Raw genomic sequence first — 15,944 nt, forward strand, 5'->3', positions numbered from 1 at the left:
CTCGGAGATGACTCACGCGTGCCGAATTCCTTCGTCCACCTGCACAACCACACCGAATACTCGATGCTCGACGGCGCCCAGAAGCTCGGGCCGATGTTCGGCGAGGTCGCCCGGCTGGGGATGCCCGCGATCGCCATGAGCGACCACGGCAACATGTTCGGCGCGCACGAGTTCGCCCGGGTCGCGAAGGGCTTCGACGGCGTCAAGCCGATCATCGGTATCGAGGCGTATGTGGCGCCGTCGTCCCGGTTCTCCCGGAAGCAGGAGTTCTGGGGACCCGGTGGCCGGCGCGCCGTCGGCAACGACGGCGAGGGCTCGAAGGACGTCTCCGGAGGCGGGCGCTTCACGCACATGACCATGTGGGCACGCGACGTCAGGGGTCTGCGAAACCTGTTCCGGCTGAGCACCCAGGCCGGGTACGAGGGCCAATTCCCGGCGGGCAAGCCGCGTATGGACCGCGAGTCGATCGCGCAGCGGCCGGACGGCATCATCGCCACGACCGGCTGCCCCTCCGGCGAGGTGCAGACCCGCCTGCGGCTGAACCAGTACGACGAGGCGAAGGCCGCCGCCGCGGCATACCGCGAGATCTTCGGCCCGGAGAACTACTTCCTGGAACTGATGGACCACGGTCTGGTCATCGAACGCGAAGTCCGCGACGGACTGCTGCGCCTGGCCCGGGAGTTGCGCCTGCCGCTCCTGGCCACCAACGACGCGCACTACGTCACCGAGGACCAGGCCGACGCACACGACAGCCTGCTGTGCATCGGCGTCGGCAAGGACAAGAACGACCCCAGGCGGTTCCGCTTCGACGGCTCCGGCTACTACCTCAAGTCGGCCGCCGAAATGCGCACCCTGTTCGTCGAGTTGCCCGAGGCCTGCGACAACACCCTGCTGATCGCCGAACGTGTCGAGTCCTACGACGACGTCTTCGACTACGTCGACGAGATGCCGCACTTCCCGGACGTACCCGCCGGCGAGAGCCAGGAGTCCTGGCTGCGCAGGGAGGTCCTCAGGGGGTTGGCGATGCGCTACGGAGATCCGATCCCCGCGCACGTCCTGGATCGCTTCGAGACCGAGATGGCGGTCATCGGCCCGATGGGCTTCAGCTCGTACTTCCTCGTCGTCGCCGACATCTGCCGGCACGCCCGGGACAACCGGATCCCGCTCGGTCCCGGCCGCGGCTCGGCCACCGGCTCCATCGTGGCCTACGCCACGCGCATCACCGAACTGTGCCCACTGGAACACGGCCTGCTGTTCGAGCGGTTCCTCAATCCCGAGCGGATCAACCCGCCGGACGTCGACCTCGACTTCGACGACCGCCAACGCGACCGCATGGTCCGCTACGTCACCGAGAAGTACGGCGACGAGTACACCGCCATGGTGAACACGTTCGGCCGGATCAAGGCGAAGAACGCGATCAAGGACTCCGCCCGCATCCTGGGCTATCCGTACTCCCACGGCGAGCGCATCACCAAGGCACTCCCGCCGGACCACAACGGCAGGCCCGCCCCGCTGGCCGCGGTCTTCGACGCCGCCCACGAGCGGTATGCCGAGGCCGGCGAACTGCGCCGCATGTACGACGAGGAGCCGGACGTCAGGCGGGTACTGGACACCGCGCGCGGAGTCGAGGGCCTGATCCGCGGCACCGGCGTGCACGCCGCGGCGGTGATCCTGTCCAAGACCAGACTCACCGACCGCATCCCGCTGCACATGCGCGCCTCGGACGGCGTGCGGATCACCGGGTTCGACTACCCCTCGTGCGAGGCGATGGGCCTGATCAAGATGGACTTCCTGGGCCTGCGGAACCTGGGCGTGATCGACCAGGCCATCGAGAACATCCGCGAGAACCGGGGCATCGAGCTGGCCACCGTCGATCCGCTGGACGCCGATTCCTCGGCCACGGTGATCCCCCTGGACGACGCCCGGACGTACCGACTGCTGGCCGAGGGCAACACGTTCGGTGTCTTCCAACTCGACGGCGGCGGCATGCGCGTATTGCTGCGGCAGATGGAACCCACCCGATTCGAGGACATCGCCGCGGTCAACGCCCTGTACCGGCCCGGCCCCATGGCGGCGAACGCACACACCAACTACGCGCACCGCAAGACCGGTCGCCAGGAGATCACCCCGATCCATCCCGAACTGCGCGACGCCCTGGAGCCGATCCTCGGGAACACCTTCCATCTGCTCGTCTACCAGGAGCAGATCATGGCCATCGCCCGGGAACTGGCCGGCTACACCCTGGGCGGCGCAGACCTGTTGCGCCGGGCGATGGGCAAGAAGAAGCCGGAGGTGCTCGCCGCGGAATGGGACCGGTTCCACGACGGCATGCGCGGCAACGGCTTCGGTGAGGAAGCGATCAAGGCGCTGTGGGACGTCATGCTCCCGTTCTCCGGCTACGCGTTCAACAAGTCCCATACCGCCGGTTACGGCCTCGTCTCGTACTGGACCGCCTACCTCAAGGCCAACCACCCGGCCGAGTACATGGCCGCACTGCTCACCTCCGTCGGCGACGACAAGGACAAGGCCGCGATCTACCTCGCCGACGCCCGCAAGAACGGGGTGCGCGTACTGCCCCCCGATGTCAACGAGTCCGTCGCGGAGTTCACCGCCGTCGGTGACGATGTGCGGTTCGGGCTGCGGTCCGTGCGCAACGTCGGCGACACCGTCATCGACGCCGTCGTCGAAGCCCGGCGCCGGAAGGGGAAGTTCACCTCCTTCGCCGACTTCCTGACCAAGGCGGACCTGCCCGCCTTGAACAAGCGGGCCGTGGACTCCCTGATCAAGGCCGGTACGTTCGACTCGCTGGGGCATTCGCGCAAGGGCCTGGCCGCCGCCCACGAGGACGCCATCGACGCGTTCATCCCGGTGAAGAAGGCGGCGAGCTTCGGCCAGGACGATCTCTTCGCCGACGCGGGCGCGGCGGACGGCGACGGGCCCGCCTTCGGGCTGGACTTCCCGATCGACGACGCCGAGTGGCCCCGACGGCAACTCCTGGCCACCGAACGCGAGATGCTCGGCCTGTACGTCTCCGCTCACCCGCTGGACGGGGCCGAGCACATCCTCGCCGCCGCGCGGGACTGCTCCCTCGCGGCGCTGCTCGGCTCGGGCTCCGGCCCCGAACGCGGCTCCGGCTCCGGCGACGTCCGGCTGGCGGGGTTGATCACCGGCGTGCAACTCAAGACGACCAAGCAGGGCAACGTATGGGCCATCGTCAACCTCGAAGACCGGGACGCCGGCATCGAGGTCCTGTTCTTCCCCGCCGTCTACGGCCTCGTCCGGCACGCACTGGTCGAGGACCACGTCGTCCGCGTCACCGGCCGGATCGAGGACCGGGACGGAACCCCGAACATCTTCGGCCGGGAAGCGGCCGTGCTGGACGTGTCCTCCGCGGAACACGGCGGAAGACCCCCCGTCCGCCTCGCCCTCCCCGCCCACCGCGTCACCGAACAGTCGGTGGCCGAACTCAAGCGCATCCTCACCGCCCACCCCGGCGACACCCCGGTCCACCTCACCGTCCGCGCCACCCACAAGACGACCGTCTACGCCCTGGCCGCCAAGGTGAACCCGACCACCCTGGCCTCCGACATCAAGGGCACCTTCGGCCCCGACACCTGGTCCGGCGGCAGCTGAACACGCCGCGGCCGCGTGGGACGGCCGGCGTCCCCGTCGGGTAACCGATCGGCCGTCCGGCGTGAGGTGGGTCCGTCAGCGGGCGGACAGGGTGTCGTCGACCCATTCGCTGGCCAGGACCTCGTCCAGGACCAGGGCGCCCGCGCCCAGCATGCATGCGTCGCGGCCGGTGACGGCGGTGGCGATCTCCAGGTCGCGGGTGGCCAGCGGCAGGCAGCGTTCGTAGATCGCGCCGCGTACGGCGGCGACGAAGGGTTCGGCCGCGGAGAGGCCGCCGCCGAGGACGAGCACGTCCGGGTTGAAGAAGTTCACCAGCGGGGTAAGCACCTGACCGGCCAGCCGGCCGGCGTTGCGGACCAGCGTGGTCACCTCGGGTACGCCGTCGTTGACCAGTTCGACCAGTTGGCGTGACGAGGAGACCTCGATGCCCTGCGCACGCAGCGTGCGGCGCAGGGCCGCGCCGCTCGCGTGCGCCTCCAGGCAGTCGGAGTGTCCGCACGAGCAGGTGACCGGTTCGGGGACGTGCACCGGGACGTGGCTGATGTCGCCGGCCGCGCCGCGCCCGCGATGCAGCTTCCCGGACGCGATGATGCCGCAGCCGATCCCGGTGCCGGCCTTGACCGCCATCAGGTTGTCCCGATCCGGCCAGCCGTAGCGGTGTTCGCCCACCGCCATCAGATTGGCGTCGTTCTCCACCACCACGCGTACGCCGAGGAGTTCGCTCATCCGGCGGCCGATCGGGTACTCGTTCCAGCCGGGCATCCGGGAGGGCGCGATCACCTTGGCGGCGGTCGGATCGACCGGGCCGGGCATGCCGATGCCGACGCCGAGCAACGGCAACTTTTCGACGGTTGCCTGACGGAGCGTCATCCGGATGTGTTCCAGCAGGCGTTCGCTCACCTGCTCGGGTCCTTCGGTGATGTCGCCGGGGAGTTCGTGCTCCAGGAGGACCCGGCCGGCCAGGTCCAGCACCGCCATCCGCAGGTGGTGGGTGCCCACGTCGACGGCCACCACCACACCCGCGTTCTCGTGCAGGCGCAACTGCCGGGGACGTCGGCCGCCTCGGGAGGCACCCTCGCCGTCCTCGCGCAGCAACCCGGCGTCGATGAGTTCCTCCACGCGCAGGGAGACGCTCGACGGGGCCATGCCGCTCAGTCGGGCGAGTTCCGCCCGGGATCGACCGTGCCCCTTGGCCACCAGTCGCACCAGGTCACCCGCGGTTCCAGCCAACGTCCCACTCCCGTTCGAGGCACACCTGCTGCGGTACGGCTGTGACAGGAATAGCACACCAGGTAATAACCAGCAAGGCATTGACTTCCTTCGAATTTCGCTTCTACTGTCACACGAAACTTCGATTCCGAACAAAGATGGAGCGTTGATGAAGTCCGCGTCGCCTTCTTCCGCCGTACTGACGCCCATGGTCGAGGCGCGCGCCATCAACAAGTCGTTCGGGGCGGTCCGCGTGCTGACCGACGTGGACCTGACCGTCGCCGCAGGCGAGGTGGTCGTGCTGATCGGCCCCTCCGGCGCGGGCAAATCGACGCTGTGCCGCTGTCTGAACCGGCTGGAGAACGTCGATTCCGGCGTGGTCCTGCTGGACGGGGAGGAACTGCCTGCCGAGGGTCGGGCGTTGGCCCGGCTGCGCACCGAAGTGGGCATGGTCTTCCAACAGTTCAACCTGTTCGCGCACAAGACCGTGTTGCAGAACGTCACGCTCGGACCGACCCGGGTCAAGGGTCTGTCCGCAAGCGAGGCGGACCGACAGGCCCGGGCGCTGCTGGACCGGGTGGGCATCGCCGACAAGGCGGACCACTACCCCGCGCAACTGTCCGGTGGCCAGCAGCAGCGGGCGGCCATCGCCCGGGCACTGGCCATGCAGCCCAAGGTGATGCTCTTCGACGAACCGACCAGCGCGCTGGACCCGGAGATGGTCAACGAGGTCCTGGACGTGATGGTCGACCTGGCCCGCGAGGGCATGACCATGGTCGTGGTCACGCACGAGATGGGCTTCGCCCGCCGCGCCGCGGACCGGGTGGTCTTCATGGCCGACGGACAGATCGTCGAAGTCGGCACACCCGACACCTTCTTCACGGCACCGACCACCGACCGCGCCCGGGACTTCCTGTCCAAGGTGCTCAGCCACTGACCCACCCGGGCCCACCGGGTCCCACCGGGCCCTTCGGCCCCGGGTCACCGGGTCTCACCGGACCGGCGAAGACCCGCGACCCACCGCAGCACCGAACCGCCGAGCGTCGGGGCCACCGCTCCGCTCCCGGCCCCGTACGCCCTCGTCCCCAACCCCCACCTGCGAAGGAAGGCCCCGATGTCCGGCTTCCCCCTGCGTCGCCCGCGCACCGCCGCACCCGCGCGTCGCCTGCGCTCCGCCGTTCCGGCGGTCCTCGCGGCGTTGTCCCTGACCGCGCTGGCCGCCTGCTCCGGCGGCTCGTCCTCGGACGTGCCCGGCGGCGCCAAGCCCGCCGGCGAGGACGTCGCCAAGAAGGCCGACGTCGCCCCGGACAGCGCGATCCTGCCCAACTCCACGATGGCCAAGATCAAGGCGCGCGGCTACCTCATCGTCGGCGGCTCCCAGGACGCCCCGCTGTGGTCGCAGCTCAACCCGATATCCGGCAAGGTCGACGGGTTCGACGCCGAGATGGGCCGGCTGCTCGCCAAGTACATCATCGGCAAGCCCGAGGTGAAGATCGTCAGCTCGGCCACCGAGACCCGCGAGGCGCTGCTCCAGAACGGCACCGTCGACGTGGTCTTCCAGACCTACACGATCACCCCCAAGCGGGCCGAACAGGTCGCGTTCGCGGGCCCGTACTACTCGTCGGGCCAGGCCATCCTGGTCAAGAAGGGCGCCGCAGGCATCAAGACGCCGGCCGACCTGAACGGCAAGACCGTGATCGCCGGCGCCAACACGCCCGCCATCGCCGCGATCAAGCAGGTCGCGCCGGACGCGAAGGTGGTCACCTTCGGCAGCGACCCGGAGTGTGTCACCGCACTGCGCCAGGGCCGCGGCGACGCGTACGTCCAGGACCAGGCGCTCCTGGTCGCGGACGTGAAGCAGAACCCCGACACCACCGTGGTCGGCGAGCCGTTCACGGCCGACCCGTACGGCATCGGGCTCGGGCACGACGACGCCGCGTTCAAGACGTTCGTCAACGACTGGCTGCGCAAGATCGGCCAGGACGGCTCGTGGCAGGCGATCTGGAAGCAGACCCTGGGCACGGTCGTCGAGGGCAACCCGCCGACGCCGCCCGCGATCGGCGGCGTGCCCGGCTCCTGATCCCCGGGTCGGGAGGGTGACACGCCGCGCCCTCCCGACCCGGCTTCCCGACGCCCGGCCCGAGCGGCCCGTTCGCAATCTTCCGCCGAGCACCGCGAAGCGGGATCGAGGACGGACCCGAGTCGACGCCCCTCCCGGCGCGGCCTCGGGCCGGGGGTCCGGCCCACCACGGCGCCCGGCCACGAGCACCTCCCCGGCCGCCTCTCCCCGAAGCGGCCCCCGCGCGCCCCTACCCGCCCTCTCCCGAAAGGCCATCGCCGATGGATGTCGTGCTGCGACATCTCTCCGCCTTCACCGACGGCATCACCACCACGCTCGAACTCACCGCGCTGTCCTTCGCCGGCGCGCTGCTGATCGGCGTCGTGGTGGCCGCCCTGCGGGTGTCCCCCGTCGCCGCCCTGCGCGGAATGGGCACCGTGTACGTGGAGACCTTCCAGAACACCCCGCTGCTGGTCCTGCTCGTACTGTTCGTCTTCGGCCTGCCCGAAGTCGGAGTGATCTTCCCGCTGTTCACCACCGCGGTGATCGTGATCGCACTGTACGAGGCGGCCTACATCGCCGAGGCGGTGCGTTCCGGGATCAACACGGTGTCCATCGGCCAGGCCGAGGCGGCCCGGGCACTGGGACTGACCTTCGGTCAGTCGCTGCGCCTGGTGATCCTGCCGCAGGCACTGCGCGGCGTGGTCCAGCCGATCGGCAACATCTTCATCGCGCTGACCATGAACACCTCGTTGGCCGCGGCCGTGGGCGTGGTCGAACTGACCTCCGCCGCGAACCGGGTCAACCTGCTGGAGGCCCAGCCCATCCCGGTGTTCGTCGGCGCGGGCCTGGGCTACATGGTCATCTGCGCCGCCGCGGGCCTGCTCACCGGCGTGATCGAGCGGAAGGTGGCGATCGTGCGATGAGCGCGTCCCGAGTGTTGTTCGACGAGCCCGGCCCGATCGCGCGCCGCCGGATGCGGATCGCCGGCATCGTGGCCACCGTCGCGGCGGCCGCGCTGTTGGCCCTGGCCGTACGGCGATTCGCCGACCACGGCCAGCTCGACGCGGACAAGTGGCGGCCCTACACCACGTGGCCGATGTGGCGATACCTGCTGGAGGGGCTCTGGGCCACGATTCGCGCCGCGGTCGTCGCCACCGTGCTGTCCATGGCCGGCGGCATCGTACTGGCGCTGGGCCGGCTGTCCCGGCGTCGTGTGCTGCGGTGGTCGGCCACCGGCTACATCGAGGTGATGCGCACGGTCCCGGTGCTGCTGCTCGTCTACCTGGTCCTGTTCGGACTGCCGCACTACGGCGTGGATCTGCCGCTGTTCTGGAAGCTGGTGCTGCCGCTCTCGGTGTCCGCCTCCGCCGTCTTCGCGGAGATCTTCCGGGCCGGCATCCTGTCCCTGGACCGCGGCCAGCGCGAAGCGGGCCTGGCCGTCGGCCTGACCGACACGCAGACCATGCGGCTGATCGTGCTGCCGCAGGCGGTACGCCGGCTGTTGCCGTCACTGGTCAGCCAATCGGTCGGCCTGCTCAAGGACACCTCGCTCGGCTTCATCGTCAGCTACTCCGAACTGCTGTACAGCGGACGGGTGTTGGCCAGCTACAACCGACTGCTGATCCAGACCTACATCATCATCGCGCTCGTCTACATCGTGCTCAACGCATCGCTGTCCAAGCTGGCCCGCACCCTGGAGGCCCGCCAGGGCTTCCAATCCGCAGGCCGGCGCAGCATGCGGACCCTGCTGCGGGCCCGCGCCGGCGCGGACGCCCGCCTGTGACCGCGCCCCGCCGAACGGCCGACACCGACGTGCAACCGCCGACGGCCGGAGCACCCCGCCCGGCCGCGCCGTCCGTGATCACCGACACCGGCGAACGCCCCGACCCGGAGGACCCCATGCGCCAGGAGGACATCGTGCGCCCCGAACCCAGCACCCGCTACGCCGAGTTGGCCGAGGTGGTGCGCTCCGGATTCGTGGAGAGCCGGCACTTCGGCAGTCTGGTCGCGCTGGCCCCGGACGGGCGGCCCGCGATCGAGCTCGGCGATCCGAACGAGCCGGTGATACCGCGCTCCTCGGCCAAGCCGTTCCAGGCGTTGGCCTGTCTGCGCGCCGGCGCGCCCCTGTCCGGGGCGCACGTGGCGATCGCGGCGGGCAGTCATACCGGGCAGGACTTCCACGTCCGGGCGGTGGGCGAGATCCTTGCCGCCGCCGGGCTGACCGCCGACGCGCTGCGGTGTCCGCCCAGCCGCCCGGAGGACGAGGCGGCCTACAAGGCGATGATCGCGCGCGGCGAGGCGGAATCGCGGGAGCGGATGAACTGTTCCGGCAAACACGCCGCGATGTTGGCCGCGTGCGTCGCCGCCGGGTGGCCGACCGACGGCTACCTCGATCCGGCACATCCGTTGCAGGTATCGGTCCGCGAGGGCATCGAGGAGTCGGCGGGCGAGTCGACGGCACACACCGCCGTGGACGGCTGCGGCGCGCCGGTGTTCGCGATGACCCTGATCGGACTGGCCCGCGGAGTGCGCGCGTTGGCCACCGCGACGAACGGTCCCGGGCGCACGGTGGCCGACGCGATGCGCGAGTACCCGCGGTACGTCGGCGGGGACGGGCAGGCCAACACCGAGGTGATGCGGCTGCTGCCCGGCGTCGTGGTCAAGGGCGGCGCCGAAGGCGTGTTCGTGGCTGCGACGACGGCCGGGCACGCGGTCGCGGTCAAGGTGATCGACGGCAGCCCGCGGGCGACCACCGCGCTCGCGCTGGCCGCGTTGCGCGTGCTCGGCGTGGACACGGCCGCGGCGCACGAGTGGGCGTCCGTACCGGTGCTGGGCGGCGGTCTGCCGGTCGGCGAGGTCCGAGTGAGCCCGAGCCTGACCTGAGTGCCCCCGGAGCCGGACCCACGTCCGGGCCCGCACGCTCCTGCGCAGCCGGATCCAGGTCCGGACTCCGCACCCCCGGCCGAGCCGAACGCTCGTCCCGGCCCACATCCTCGGTCCACCAGGAGAAACACGACATGATCGTCACCGCCGGCCCCACCCCCGCCCTGACCTACGAGATCTGCATCGACGACGTCCCCGGCGCACTCGCCGCCGAACGGGTGGGCGCGCACCGGGTCGAGTTGTGCGCGGACCTGTTCGAGGGGGGCATCACGCCCAGCCTCGGCCTGATCGAGACCACCCTGGCCGCCGTCGACACGATCCGGGTCCATGTCATCGTCCGCCCGCGCGGTGGCGACTTCGTCTACGACGAGTACGAGGTCGCCGCGATGCGCCGGGACGTCGAGGCGATCCGGGCGGCCGGCGCACACGGCGTGGTGATCGGAGCACTGACCGCGGACGGCGACCTGGACCGGCCGGTGATCGAGCAGCTGATGGCCGCGGCCGGCGACCGCTCGGTCACCTTCCACCGCGCCTTCGACATGACCCGCGACCCGCACGCCGCGCTGGAGGAGCTGATCGAACTCGGCGTCGACCGGGTGCTCACCTCCGGCCAGGACAGCAGCGTGCTGGAGGGCGCACCGCTGATCGCGCGCCTGGTCGAGCAGGCCGCGGGCCGGATCGTGATCATGCCGGGTGGCGGCATCACCGCCCGCAACATCGACCGGATCCTGGCCGCCACCGGCGTGCACGAGGTGCACTTCGCGGCGGGTGCGGTCCTGGAGAGCACCGCGACCCACCGCAACCCGCATCCCTTCATGGGCGGCGCGCTGCGCCAGCCGGAGTACGCCCGCAGGGTGACCTCGGCGGACGGCATCCGCGACGTGGTCGAGGCCGCTCGCAGGCGCTGACCGGCAGGCGCGCGCGCCTCGCGGGAACTCGTTCGCCGGCGGGCGATGAGTTTGCCGCGCCGAACAGGTCGGTACTCGTGTACACCACCCACACCGAGTACCGGAGGCAACGATGACGGGCAAGGCACTCACCACCTGTCTGTGGTTCGACGGCCGGGCCGAAGAGGCCGCGAACCACTACCTGTCCATCTTCGAGGACGCCCGGCTGGGCCGGGTCGACCGCTACACCGAGGCCGGGCCCGGTCCGGTGGGCTCCGTGGTCACCGTCGAATTCGAGATCAACGGGCAGAAGTTCGTCGGCCTCAACGGCGGCCCGGAGTTCACCTTCAACGAGGCGGTCTCGTTCCAGATCCCGTGCGCGGACCAGGACGAGGTGGACTACTACTGGGCCAAGCTGTCCGAGGGCGGGCAGGAGGGGCCCTGCGGGTGGCTCAAGGACAAGTACGGCGTGTCCTGGCAGGTCGTGCCGACCGAGCTGATCGACATGGTCGGCGACCCGGACCCGAAGAAGGCTGCCCGGGCGACCGCGGCGATGTTGAAGATGGGCAAGCTCGACATCGCGACGCTGCGCAAGGCGTACGCGGGGGAGTGACGTCGCCGCGGATGGGTGTCGCAGCGGATGCGTATCGCCGCGTATGCGCCGACCGGGTCGTGCCCCCGTCCCCGGGGCATGAACCGGTCGGCTGCGCGCGGGTGGAGAACGGCGCAGCGGAGGCAAGGGTTCCGGCAAGGTGCGGGAAAGTGCCTGCCGGGGGCTGTCGGGGACGGGGTGCGCATCGCTAGCATGCCGGCGTCCCGCTACTCCGTGACGTCGCCCGGCCACGAACGGTCGAACGCCGGTACCGCACCCGGTATCGGGAACGTCTCGGGCGGGGGCGACACGGTCCGATCGTCCCGGAGGCGTTGGTCATGCATCGCTCGCGCGTCCCCGTGCCCGTCCCCCCGCCCGTCCCGGACCTCCCCGTACCCGTCCCCGTACCGCCCGGCCCGGCGGGATCCGGGTCGGCGAGGCCCGTCGCCACGCGGCCCGGCCCCGCGGGGCGCATCGCCGGACGACCCGGCCCGGCTCGGCCGAGCGGCAGCGCGAGCGAACCGGTCCCGTCCGAGCCGGAGTTCGGCGTGGATCCCGCCGCGCCCCGGATCGTCCAGGTCCTACCGCATGCGTTGTTGCGCCCCGGTGTGCGCTTCTATCGCGGTTTGCGCGTCGCCTTCGACCGCCCGCGCAGGCGGCTCGAACTGCCGGTCGGCTTCGCCACCCTGGTACTCGGCTTCGACCAGCGGATCCGGGTCGGTCCGATGGCCGCGGACGGCACGGCGAGCCCGACCACGGCATTCACCTCGTTGTTCGCCGGCATGCGGACCCGGGCCGTGATCGGTGAGCATCGCGGGTTCGTGCACGGCATCGAGGTGGTGATGCACCCGTGGGCGGCCTACGCGATGTTCGGGGTGTCGATGCACGAATTGGCCGAACACCTGGTCGATCCGACCGAGTTCGCCGGCGCGCGCATCCGTCGACTGACCGAACGGCTGGTGGAACTCCCGGATTGGCCCACCCGGTTCGCGGTGCTGGACGCCACGTTGCTGCGTTGGCAGGCGGCCGGTCCGGGGCCGGCACCGCGGGTACTGCGCGCCTGGGATCTGCTCTCCGCCTCGGCGGGCCGGCTGCCGATCGGCGGCTTGGCGGCGGAACTGGGATGGAGCGAGCGTCAGTTGGAGCGCCGCTTCCGGGAACAACTGGGCCTGACGCCCAAGGCCGTCGCCCGGGTGTTGCGACTCCAGGACGCTCTGCGCCTGGTGGACGCGGGGCTGCCGTTGGCCGACGTCGCCACCCGAACCGGGTTCTACGATCAGTCGCATCTCAACCGCGAGGTCCGGGCCGCCACCGGGCTGACTCCCGGCGACTTCGTCGCGCACGCGCCGCACGCGTCGGCCCGACCCACCCGGCTCGAAGGCATGGTGACCACCGTGCTGTTGCCGCCGTAAGCATGCGTGGGGCCCGGCGCGAGTCGCCGCAAGCCTGGGCCGTGTCCGGTGGATCCTGGTGGATGAGGCGGATTTGCCGGACACGGCCTGGGTGCCGCCCGCCGAGGTCGAGACGCGGGCGTACGTCGGAACGCGGGACGGGCCTCCCCCATCGGGCCCGCCCCGCGTACGCCCGTTGCCCGACCGGGGCACCGGTCGGGCCGCCGACCTCGGGGGGGGGTGAGGCGCCGTGCGGGGCGAGAACCAGGCTGCCGCAGCGCGGGCGGGCGGGTATTGGAGAAAACCGACGCCTTCGTGCGGATAAACCGATGCGTTCGTTCGGCCCGGGCCTCAGACCCCCTTGCCGATGGCGGCATGCCACCGGCTCGCGGCGCACTCGACCGCGAGTCGGTCCGCCCAGACGTCGGCCGGGTCTTCCGGCATCAGCAGTTCGGCGATCGCCAGGCGTTGCTCGGGGCTGACCCGACGGGACAACTCGCGAGCGGCGTCGGCGATTTCCCGCGGATCAAGCCCGGACATCTCGGCGAGGCGCGAGTCGATACCTCGCCCCTGTCGGACCAGGTAGGCATCGCGCGGCTCGAAGCCCGCCGTCAGAACGGCCGCGTCCGCCTGCGACATCGCGCCGGCGTCGGCGAGCGCGGCGACCGACCGGCCGGGCCAGGGCGCCGCGCCCCGATCGTGATGCAGGCGCAGCAGCGCCGCGATCCGTTCCCTGCCGCCCCAGCCGGCGCAGACCCGATCGGCGACGGTCCGCCCGAACGGGGACGGATCGAACCGGCCGTCGTACGCGTACTCCAGCACCGGGGCGACCCGGCCTCGGGTCGACGGCGAGCGCTGGAGCGCGATCAGGCAACCGCGCGCGGTGCGGCACACGGTGCCCTGCTCGGGTGGGTGGCCCGTGTCGACCTCGACCTCCAGCACGCGCCAACGATCGCCGGGGTCGCCCAGTTCCGCGACGCCCCACATGCGCAGGTGGTCTCGGGCCAGTTCGTCCTGCTGCTCTCCGCCGCCCGACCTCGGGAACAGCGCGAGCCGCAACGCCTTGGCACCCAGCCGGCCGAGCCCCTGCTCCCAGCCCTGGGCATCGACCAGTTCGACCGTCTGCGGCGGTGACACGACGGTCGGGTCGACACAGGCGGCGGCAACCGCTGCGATGCGCTCGAACATGTCCTGCATCCCGGTGTAGTACCGGGCCCGCAGATCACCCGCGTCGGCGCGCGGGTGGGGGCGGGGGTCGGTCCGCAGCACCACGCCGACCTCGGCGTCGTCGGCGCCGGGAGAGTCGATACCGGCGCTGGGATCCGTGCCGCCGAGCGGATCGACGGCGGCCCGGGTGTCCTTGGTGTCCTTGGCGGCCTTGGCCCCCTTGGTGCCCTTGACGCCCTCGGCGGACGGCGGGTCCAGGTGGCGGGCCGTCAGTTCGGCGCATTCGACCGCGGTCCAGACCGTACCGGCGATGCCGTCGAGCAGCCGGTCGGCGCGAATCCTCGGGAGCAGCGGATCGATCACCTGCCGCAGCGCCCGAAAGGTCTCGTCCACCTCGCGCGACGGACTGCACACGCCGATCCGGCGGCCGATCTCGGTGATCCGGGCCCGCAGTTCGGCGTCGACCGCGCCGAGGACCCGGTCGGTCAGGGCCCGATCGGCGGCGCGCAGGACCCGCGAGCCGGACCTGTCACGCGGGGTCAGATGCGGCCACAGGTGTACCGGTACGACCAGTTCGCTGCCGGCGGCCCAGCGATGTCGGTATCGACCGACGCTGTGTGAGCCGGACGCGCGCCGGGGTCGAGCAGGCCCCTGGTACCACCGGGAGGTGCACACGCCGGCGGCGTTGGCCACCTCCCACCACCCGGTGCCGACGCGGCGCAGCTCGTGGGAGTGCTTTCCACCGACCGGAACGAGGGCCCTCCGGTCTTCGGGGCGGAGCGCCTCCGGGTCGATCCGGTCGGCGGCGAGTCGACCATCCGCGAAGCGCAGTCGATGCGTGGGCGGCAGCGCGGAGCCGGCCAACTCGGGCAGACGGGCGAACAGGGGGCCGGCGATCCGCCTACGGGCGTCGAAGACCGCCGATCGGGCGCCGGCGACCACGACGAAGCCCTCGTCCGTGCCGACCCCGTCCGACAGATCGACCGGGTACACGTCCTCGCTGTGGGCGAGCTCGTCGAAGCGTTCGAGCGCCCGGTGTCCCCGTTCGTCCACGAGTCCGGTCCGCCAGGTTTCCGCGAGCAGAGCCGGGAGGTCGGCGGTCAGCAGTTCGAGGACCCACGGGCGGGTCTGCGGTCGGCGCTCGACCAGGCGGGCGGGACCGACCAAATCCAGGTGATAGACGGCCTCGTGCAGAGCGGGCAGGCTGCCGGCCCGAACCGCCGTCACCCACTCGTGCAGGCTCTCCACCAGCAGGTCGAGCGGCCCGGCCGCGTCCAGGAGCGCGGCGTCGGCGCCCCCGTGGGTGCGCAACTCGACCGGGCGGCCCAGCGCGAGCAGGTCGGCCCGCCGATCCAGAAACGCGTCGCGCAGCAGCGGCCGAAATCCGGGGTGGGCGCACACGGCGGCGAGGTCGCCCCGACCCTTGCCGGATTCGAGCCATGCCGCCAGGCGCAACGCGACGCCGGTGGGCGGGTCGGCCACGGGTACACCGACGGCGATGGCGGCATCGAGCAGGTCCAGGTCCACGGTCCACATCGCGGCGTCCCGCCGATCGAGGGTGACCGCCTCGAACACGTCGACAACCCGCCCGGCCTCCCGCAACTCCACCCCCAACCCACGCAGCGCCCCCCGATCCCGCTCGGCAACCCCCCGCCCCACCAACTCCCCCAACAACGCCCCCAGTCGCCCGGCGACCGAAGGCCGACCCATCGCCTCGGCGTCGTCGCTCTCCCTCATGGCCATCCGATCGCTCGCGAGCATGATTCGCCGAGCCGATCATCCATCACCGTTCGGCGTCTACCCCGACGGGTGTTGGATCTTGGTCAGGATGAGCACGTTCGAGATTCCGATCAAGAGCAGGACCAGACCCGGATTCACCCAGCGACCATGAACGCGGTAGATGAGAAATGAGATGAAGGAGAAGAGCGTTCCTGCTCTCTGCAGCTCCAGCTGATCCGAAAGTCCACGCGGATCCACCGTATTCGGGTCGAACTTGTAAACCACGTCACACACGAAAAGCGCGCCGATGTATATCAGCAACGCGATCGCGAAGAAGGTCCGCGCCATGAATTTTCCTATACTCACGACTGCCGCCTCCTTCTCGATAAGATTTCATGCGC

The 15,944-nt window shown here is 70.9% G+C and carries 12 protein-coding genes; 9 read left to right on the forward strand and 3 right to left on the reverse strand.

Translation table 11 applies throughout. The features are described 5' to 3' along the window. The first annotated feature begins 18 nt into the window (after positions 1-18). On the forward strand, positions 19-3,633 hold the full coding sequence (gene dnaE / locus ACFZBU_RS15050; protein WP_391583983.1) for a DNA polymerase III subunit alpha: 3,615 nt from the start codon (positions 19-21) through the stop codon (positions 3,631-3,633). Between the two features lie 75 nt (positions 3,634-3,708). Here the strand turns inward: dnaE and ACFZBU_RS15055 are convergent, their stop codons facing one another. Then, complete coding sequence (locus tag ACFZBU_RS15055; RefSeq protein ID WP_391583984.1) at positions 3,709-4,863, reverse strand: ROK family protein; 1,155 nt, start codon at positions 4,861-4,863, stop codon at positions 3,709-3,711. 148 nt (positions 4,864-5,011) lie between these two features. Between ACFZBU_RS15055 and ACFZBU_RS15060 the strand changes: the two genes are divergently transcribed. The 8 genes from ACFZBU_RS15060 (at position 5,012) to ACFZBU_RS15095 (ending at position 12,678) form a co-directional block, all read left to right on the forward strand. Then, positions 5,012-5,779, forward strand: a complete 768-nt coding sequence (locus tag ACFZBU_RS15060) for an amino acid ABC transporter ATP-binding protein (protein ID WP_391583985.1) — start codon at positions 5,012-5,014, stop codon at positions 5,777-5,779. Between the two features lie 177 nt (positions 5,780-5,956). Further along, positions 5,957-6,922: a glutamate ABC transporter substrate-binding protein gene (locus ACFZBU_RS15065; RefSeq protein WP_391583986.1), complete on the forward strand. Its 966-nt coding sequence runs from the start codon at positions 5,957-5,959 to the stop codon at positions 6,920-6,922. A 260-nt stretch (positions 6,923-7,182) separates the two neighbouring features. Beyond that, positions 7,183-7,827: an amino acid ABC transporter permease gene (locus ACFZBU_RS15070; protein WP_391583987.1), complete on the forward strand. Its 645-nt coding sequence runs from the start codon at positions 7,183-7,185 to the stop codon at positions 7,825-7,827. Beyond that, a complete protein-coding gene (locus ACFZBU_RS15075; RefSeq protein WP_391583988.1) occupies positions 7,824-8,687 on the forward strand; it encodes an amino acid ABC transporter permease in 864 nt (287 codons plus the stop codon). The genes ACFZBU_RS15070 and ACFZBU_RS15075 overlap by 4 nt, the downstream gene beginning before the upstream one ends. Further along, positions 8,684-9,787 carry an asparaginase gene (locus tag ACFZBU_RS15080; RefSeq protein WP_391583989.1) on the forward strand — a complete coding sequence of 368 codons (1,104 nt, stop codon included), beginning with the start codon at positions 8,684-8,686 and terminating at the stop codon, positions 9,785-9,787. Before ACFZBU_RS15075 ends, ACFZBU_RS15080 begins: the two co-directional genes overlap by 4 nt. 134 nt (positions 9,788-9,921) lie before the next feature. Continuing rightward, entirely contained in the window at positions 9,922-10,695 is a 774-nt protein-coding gene (locus ACFZBU_RS15085; RefSeq protein ID WP_391583990.1) for a copper homeostasis protein CutC, read from the forward strand. Positions 10,696-10,807: 112 nt separating this feature from the next. After that, the gene (locus tag ACFZBU_RS15090; protein ID WP_391583991.1) at positions 10,808-11,287 is read left to right on the forward strand and encodes a VOC family protein; all 480 of its coding nucleotides are present in this window, start codon (positions 10,808-10,810) and stop codon (positions 11,285-11,287) included. A gap of 527 nt (positions 11,288-11,814) precedes the next feature. Beyond that, positions 11,815-12,678, forward strand: coding sequence for a helix-turn-helix domain-containing protein (locus ACFZBU_RS15095; protein WP_391583992.1), 864 nt, complete (start codon positions 11,815-11,817; stop codon positions 12,676-12,678). Positions 12,679-13,008: 330 nt separating this feature from the next. Here ACFZBU_RS15095 and ACFZBU_RS15100 read toward each other — a convergent pair whose 3' ends face one another. Both ACFZBU_RS15100 and ACFZBU_RS15105 read right to left on the reverse strand, forming a co-directional pair. After that, on the reverse strand, positions 13,009-15,561 hold the full coding sequence (locus tag ACFZBU_RS15100) for a hypothetical protein (RefSeq protein ID WP_391583993.1): 2,553 nt from the start codon (positions 15,559-15,561) through the stop codon (positions 13,009-13,011). A gap of 60 nt (positions 15,562-15,621) precedes the next feature. Then, complete coding sequence (locus ACFZBU_RS15105; RefSeq protein ID WP_391583994.1) at positions 15,622-15,909, reverse strand: hypothetical protein; 288 nt, start codon at positions 15,907-15,909, stop codon at positions 15,622-15,624. Positions 15,910-15,944 lie beyond the last annotated feature (35 nt).

The organism is Embleya sp. NPDC008237 (assembly GCF_042956465.1).
Classification (GTDB): Bacteria; Actinomycetota; Actinomycetes; order Streptomycetales; family Streptomycetaceae; genus Embleya.

Bases quoted from the DNA above. Each gene is read 5' to 3' on its own strand.
- ACFZBU_RS15075 (WP_391583988.1), top strand. From the start codon at position 7,824: ATGAGCGCGTCCCGAGTGTTGTTCGACGAGCCCGGCCCGATCGCGCGC.
- ACFZBU_RS15090 (WP_391583991.1), top strand. From the start codon at position 10,808: ATGACGGGCAAGGCACTCACCACCTGTCTGTGGTTCGACGGCCGGGCC.
- ACFZBU_RS15100 (WP_391583993.1), bottom strand. From the start codon at position 15,561: ATGAGGGAGAGCGACGACGCCGAGGCGATGGGTCGGCCTTCGGTCGCC.
- ACFZBU_RS15060 (WP_391583985.1), top strand. From the start codon at position 5,012: ATGAAGTCCGCGTCGCCTTCTTCCGCCGTACTGACGCCCATGGTCGAG.
- ACFZBU_RS15070 (WP_391583987.1), top strand. From the start codon at position 7,183: ATGGATGTCGTGCTGCGACATCTCTCCGCCTTCACCGACGGCATCACC.
- ACFZBU_RS15085 (WP_391583990.1), top strand. From the start codon at position 9,922: ATGATCGTCACCGCCGGCCCCACCCCCGCCCTGACCTACGAGATCTGC.
- ACFZBU_RS15065 (WP_391583986.1), top strand. From the start codon at position 5,957: ATGTCCGGCTTCCCCCTGCGTCGCCCGCGCACCGCCGCACCCGCGCGT.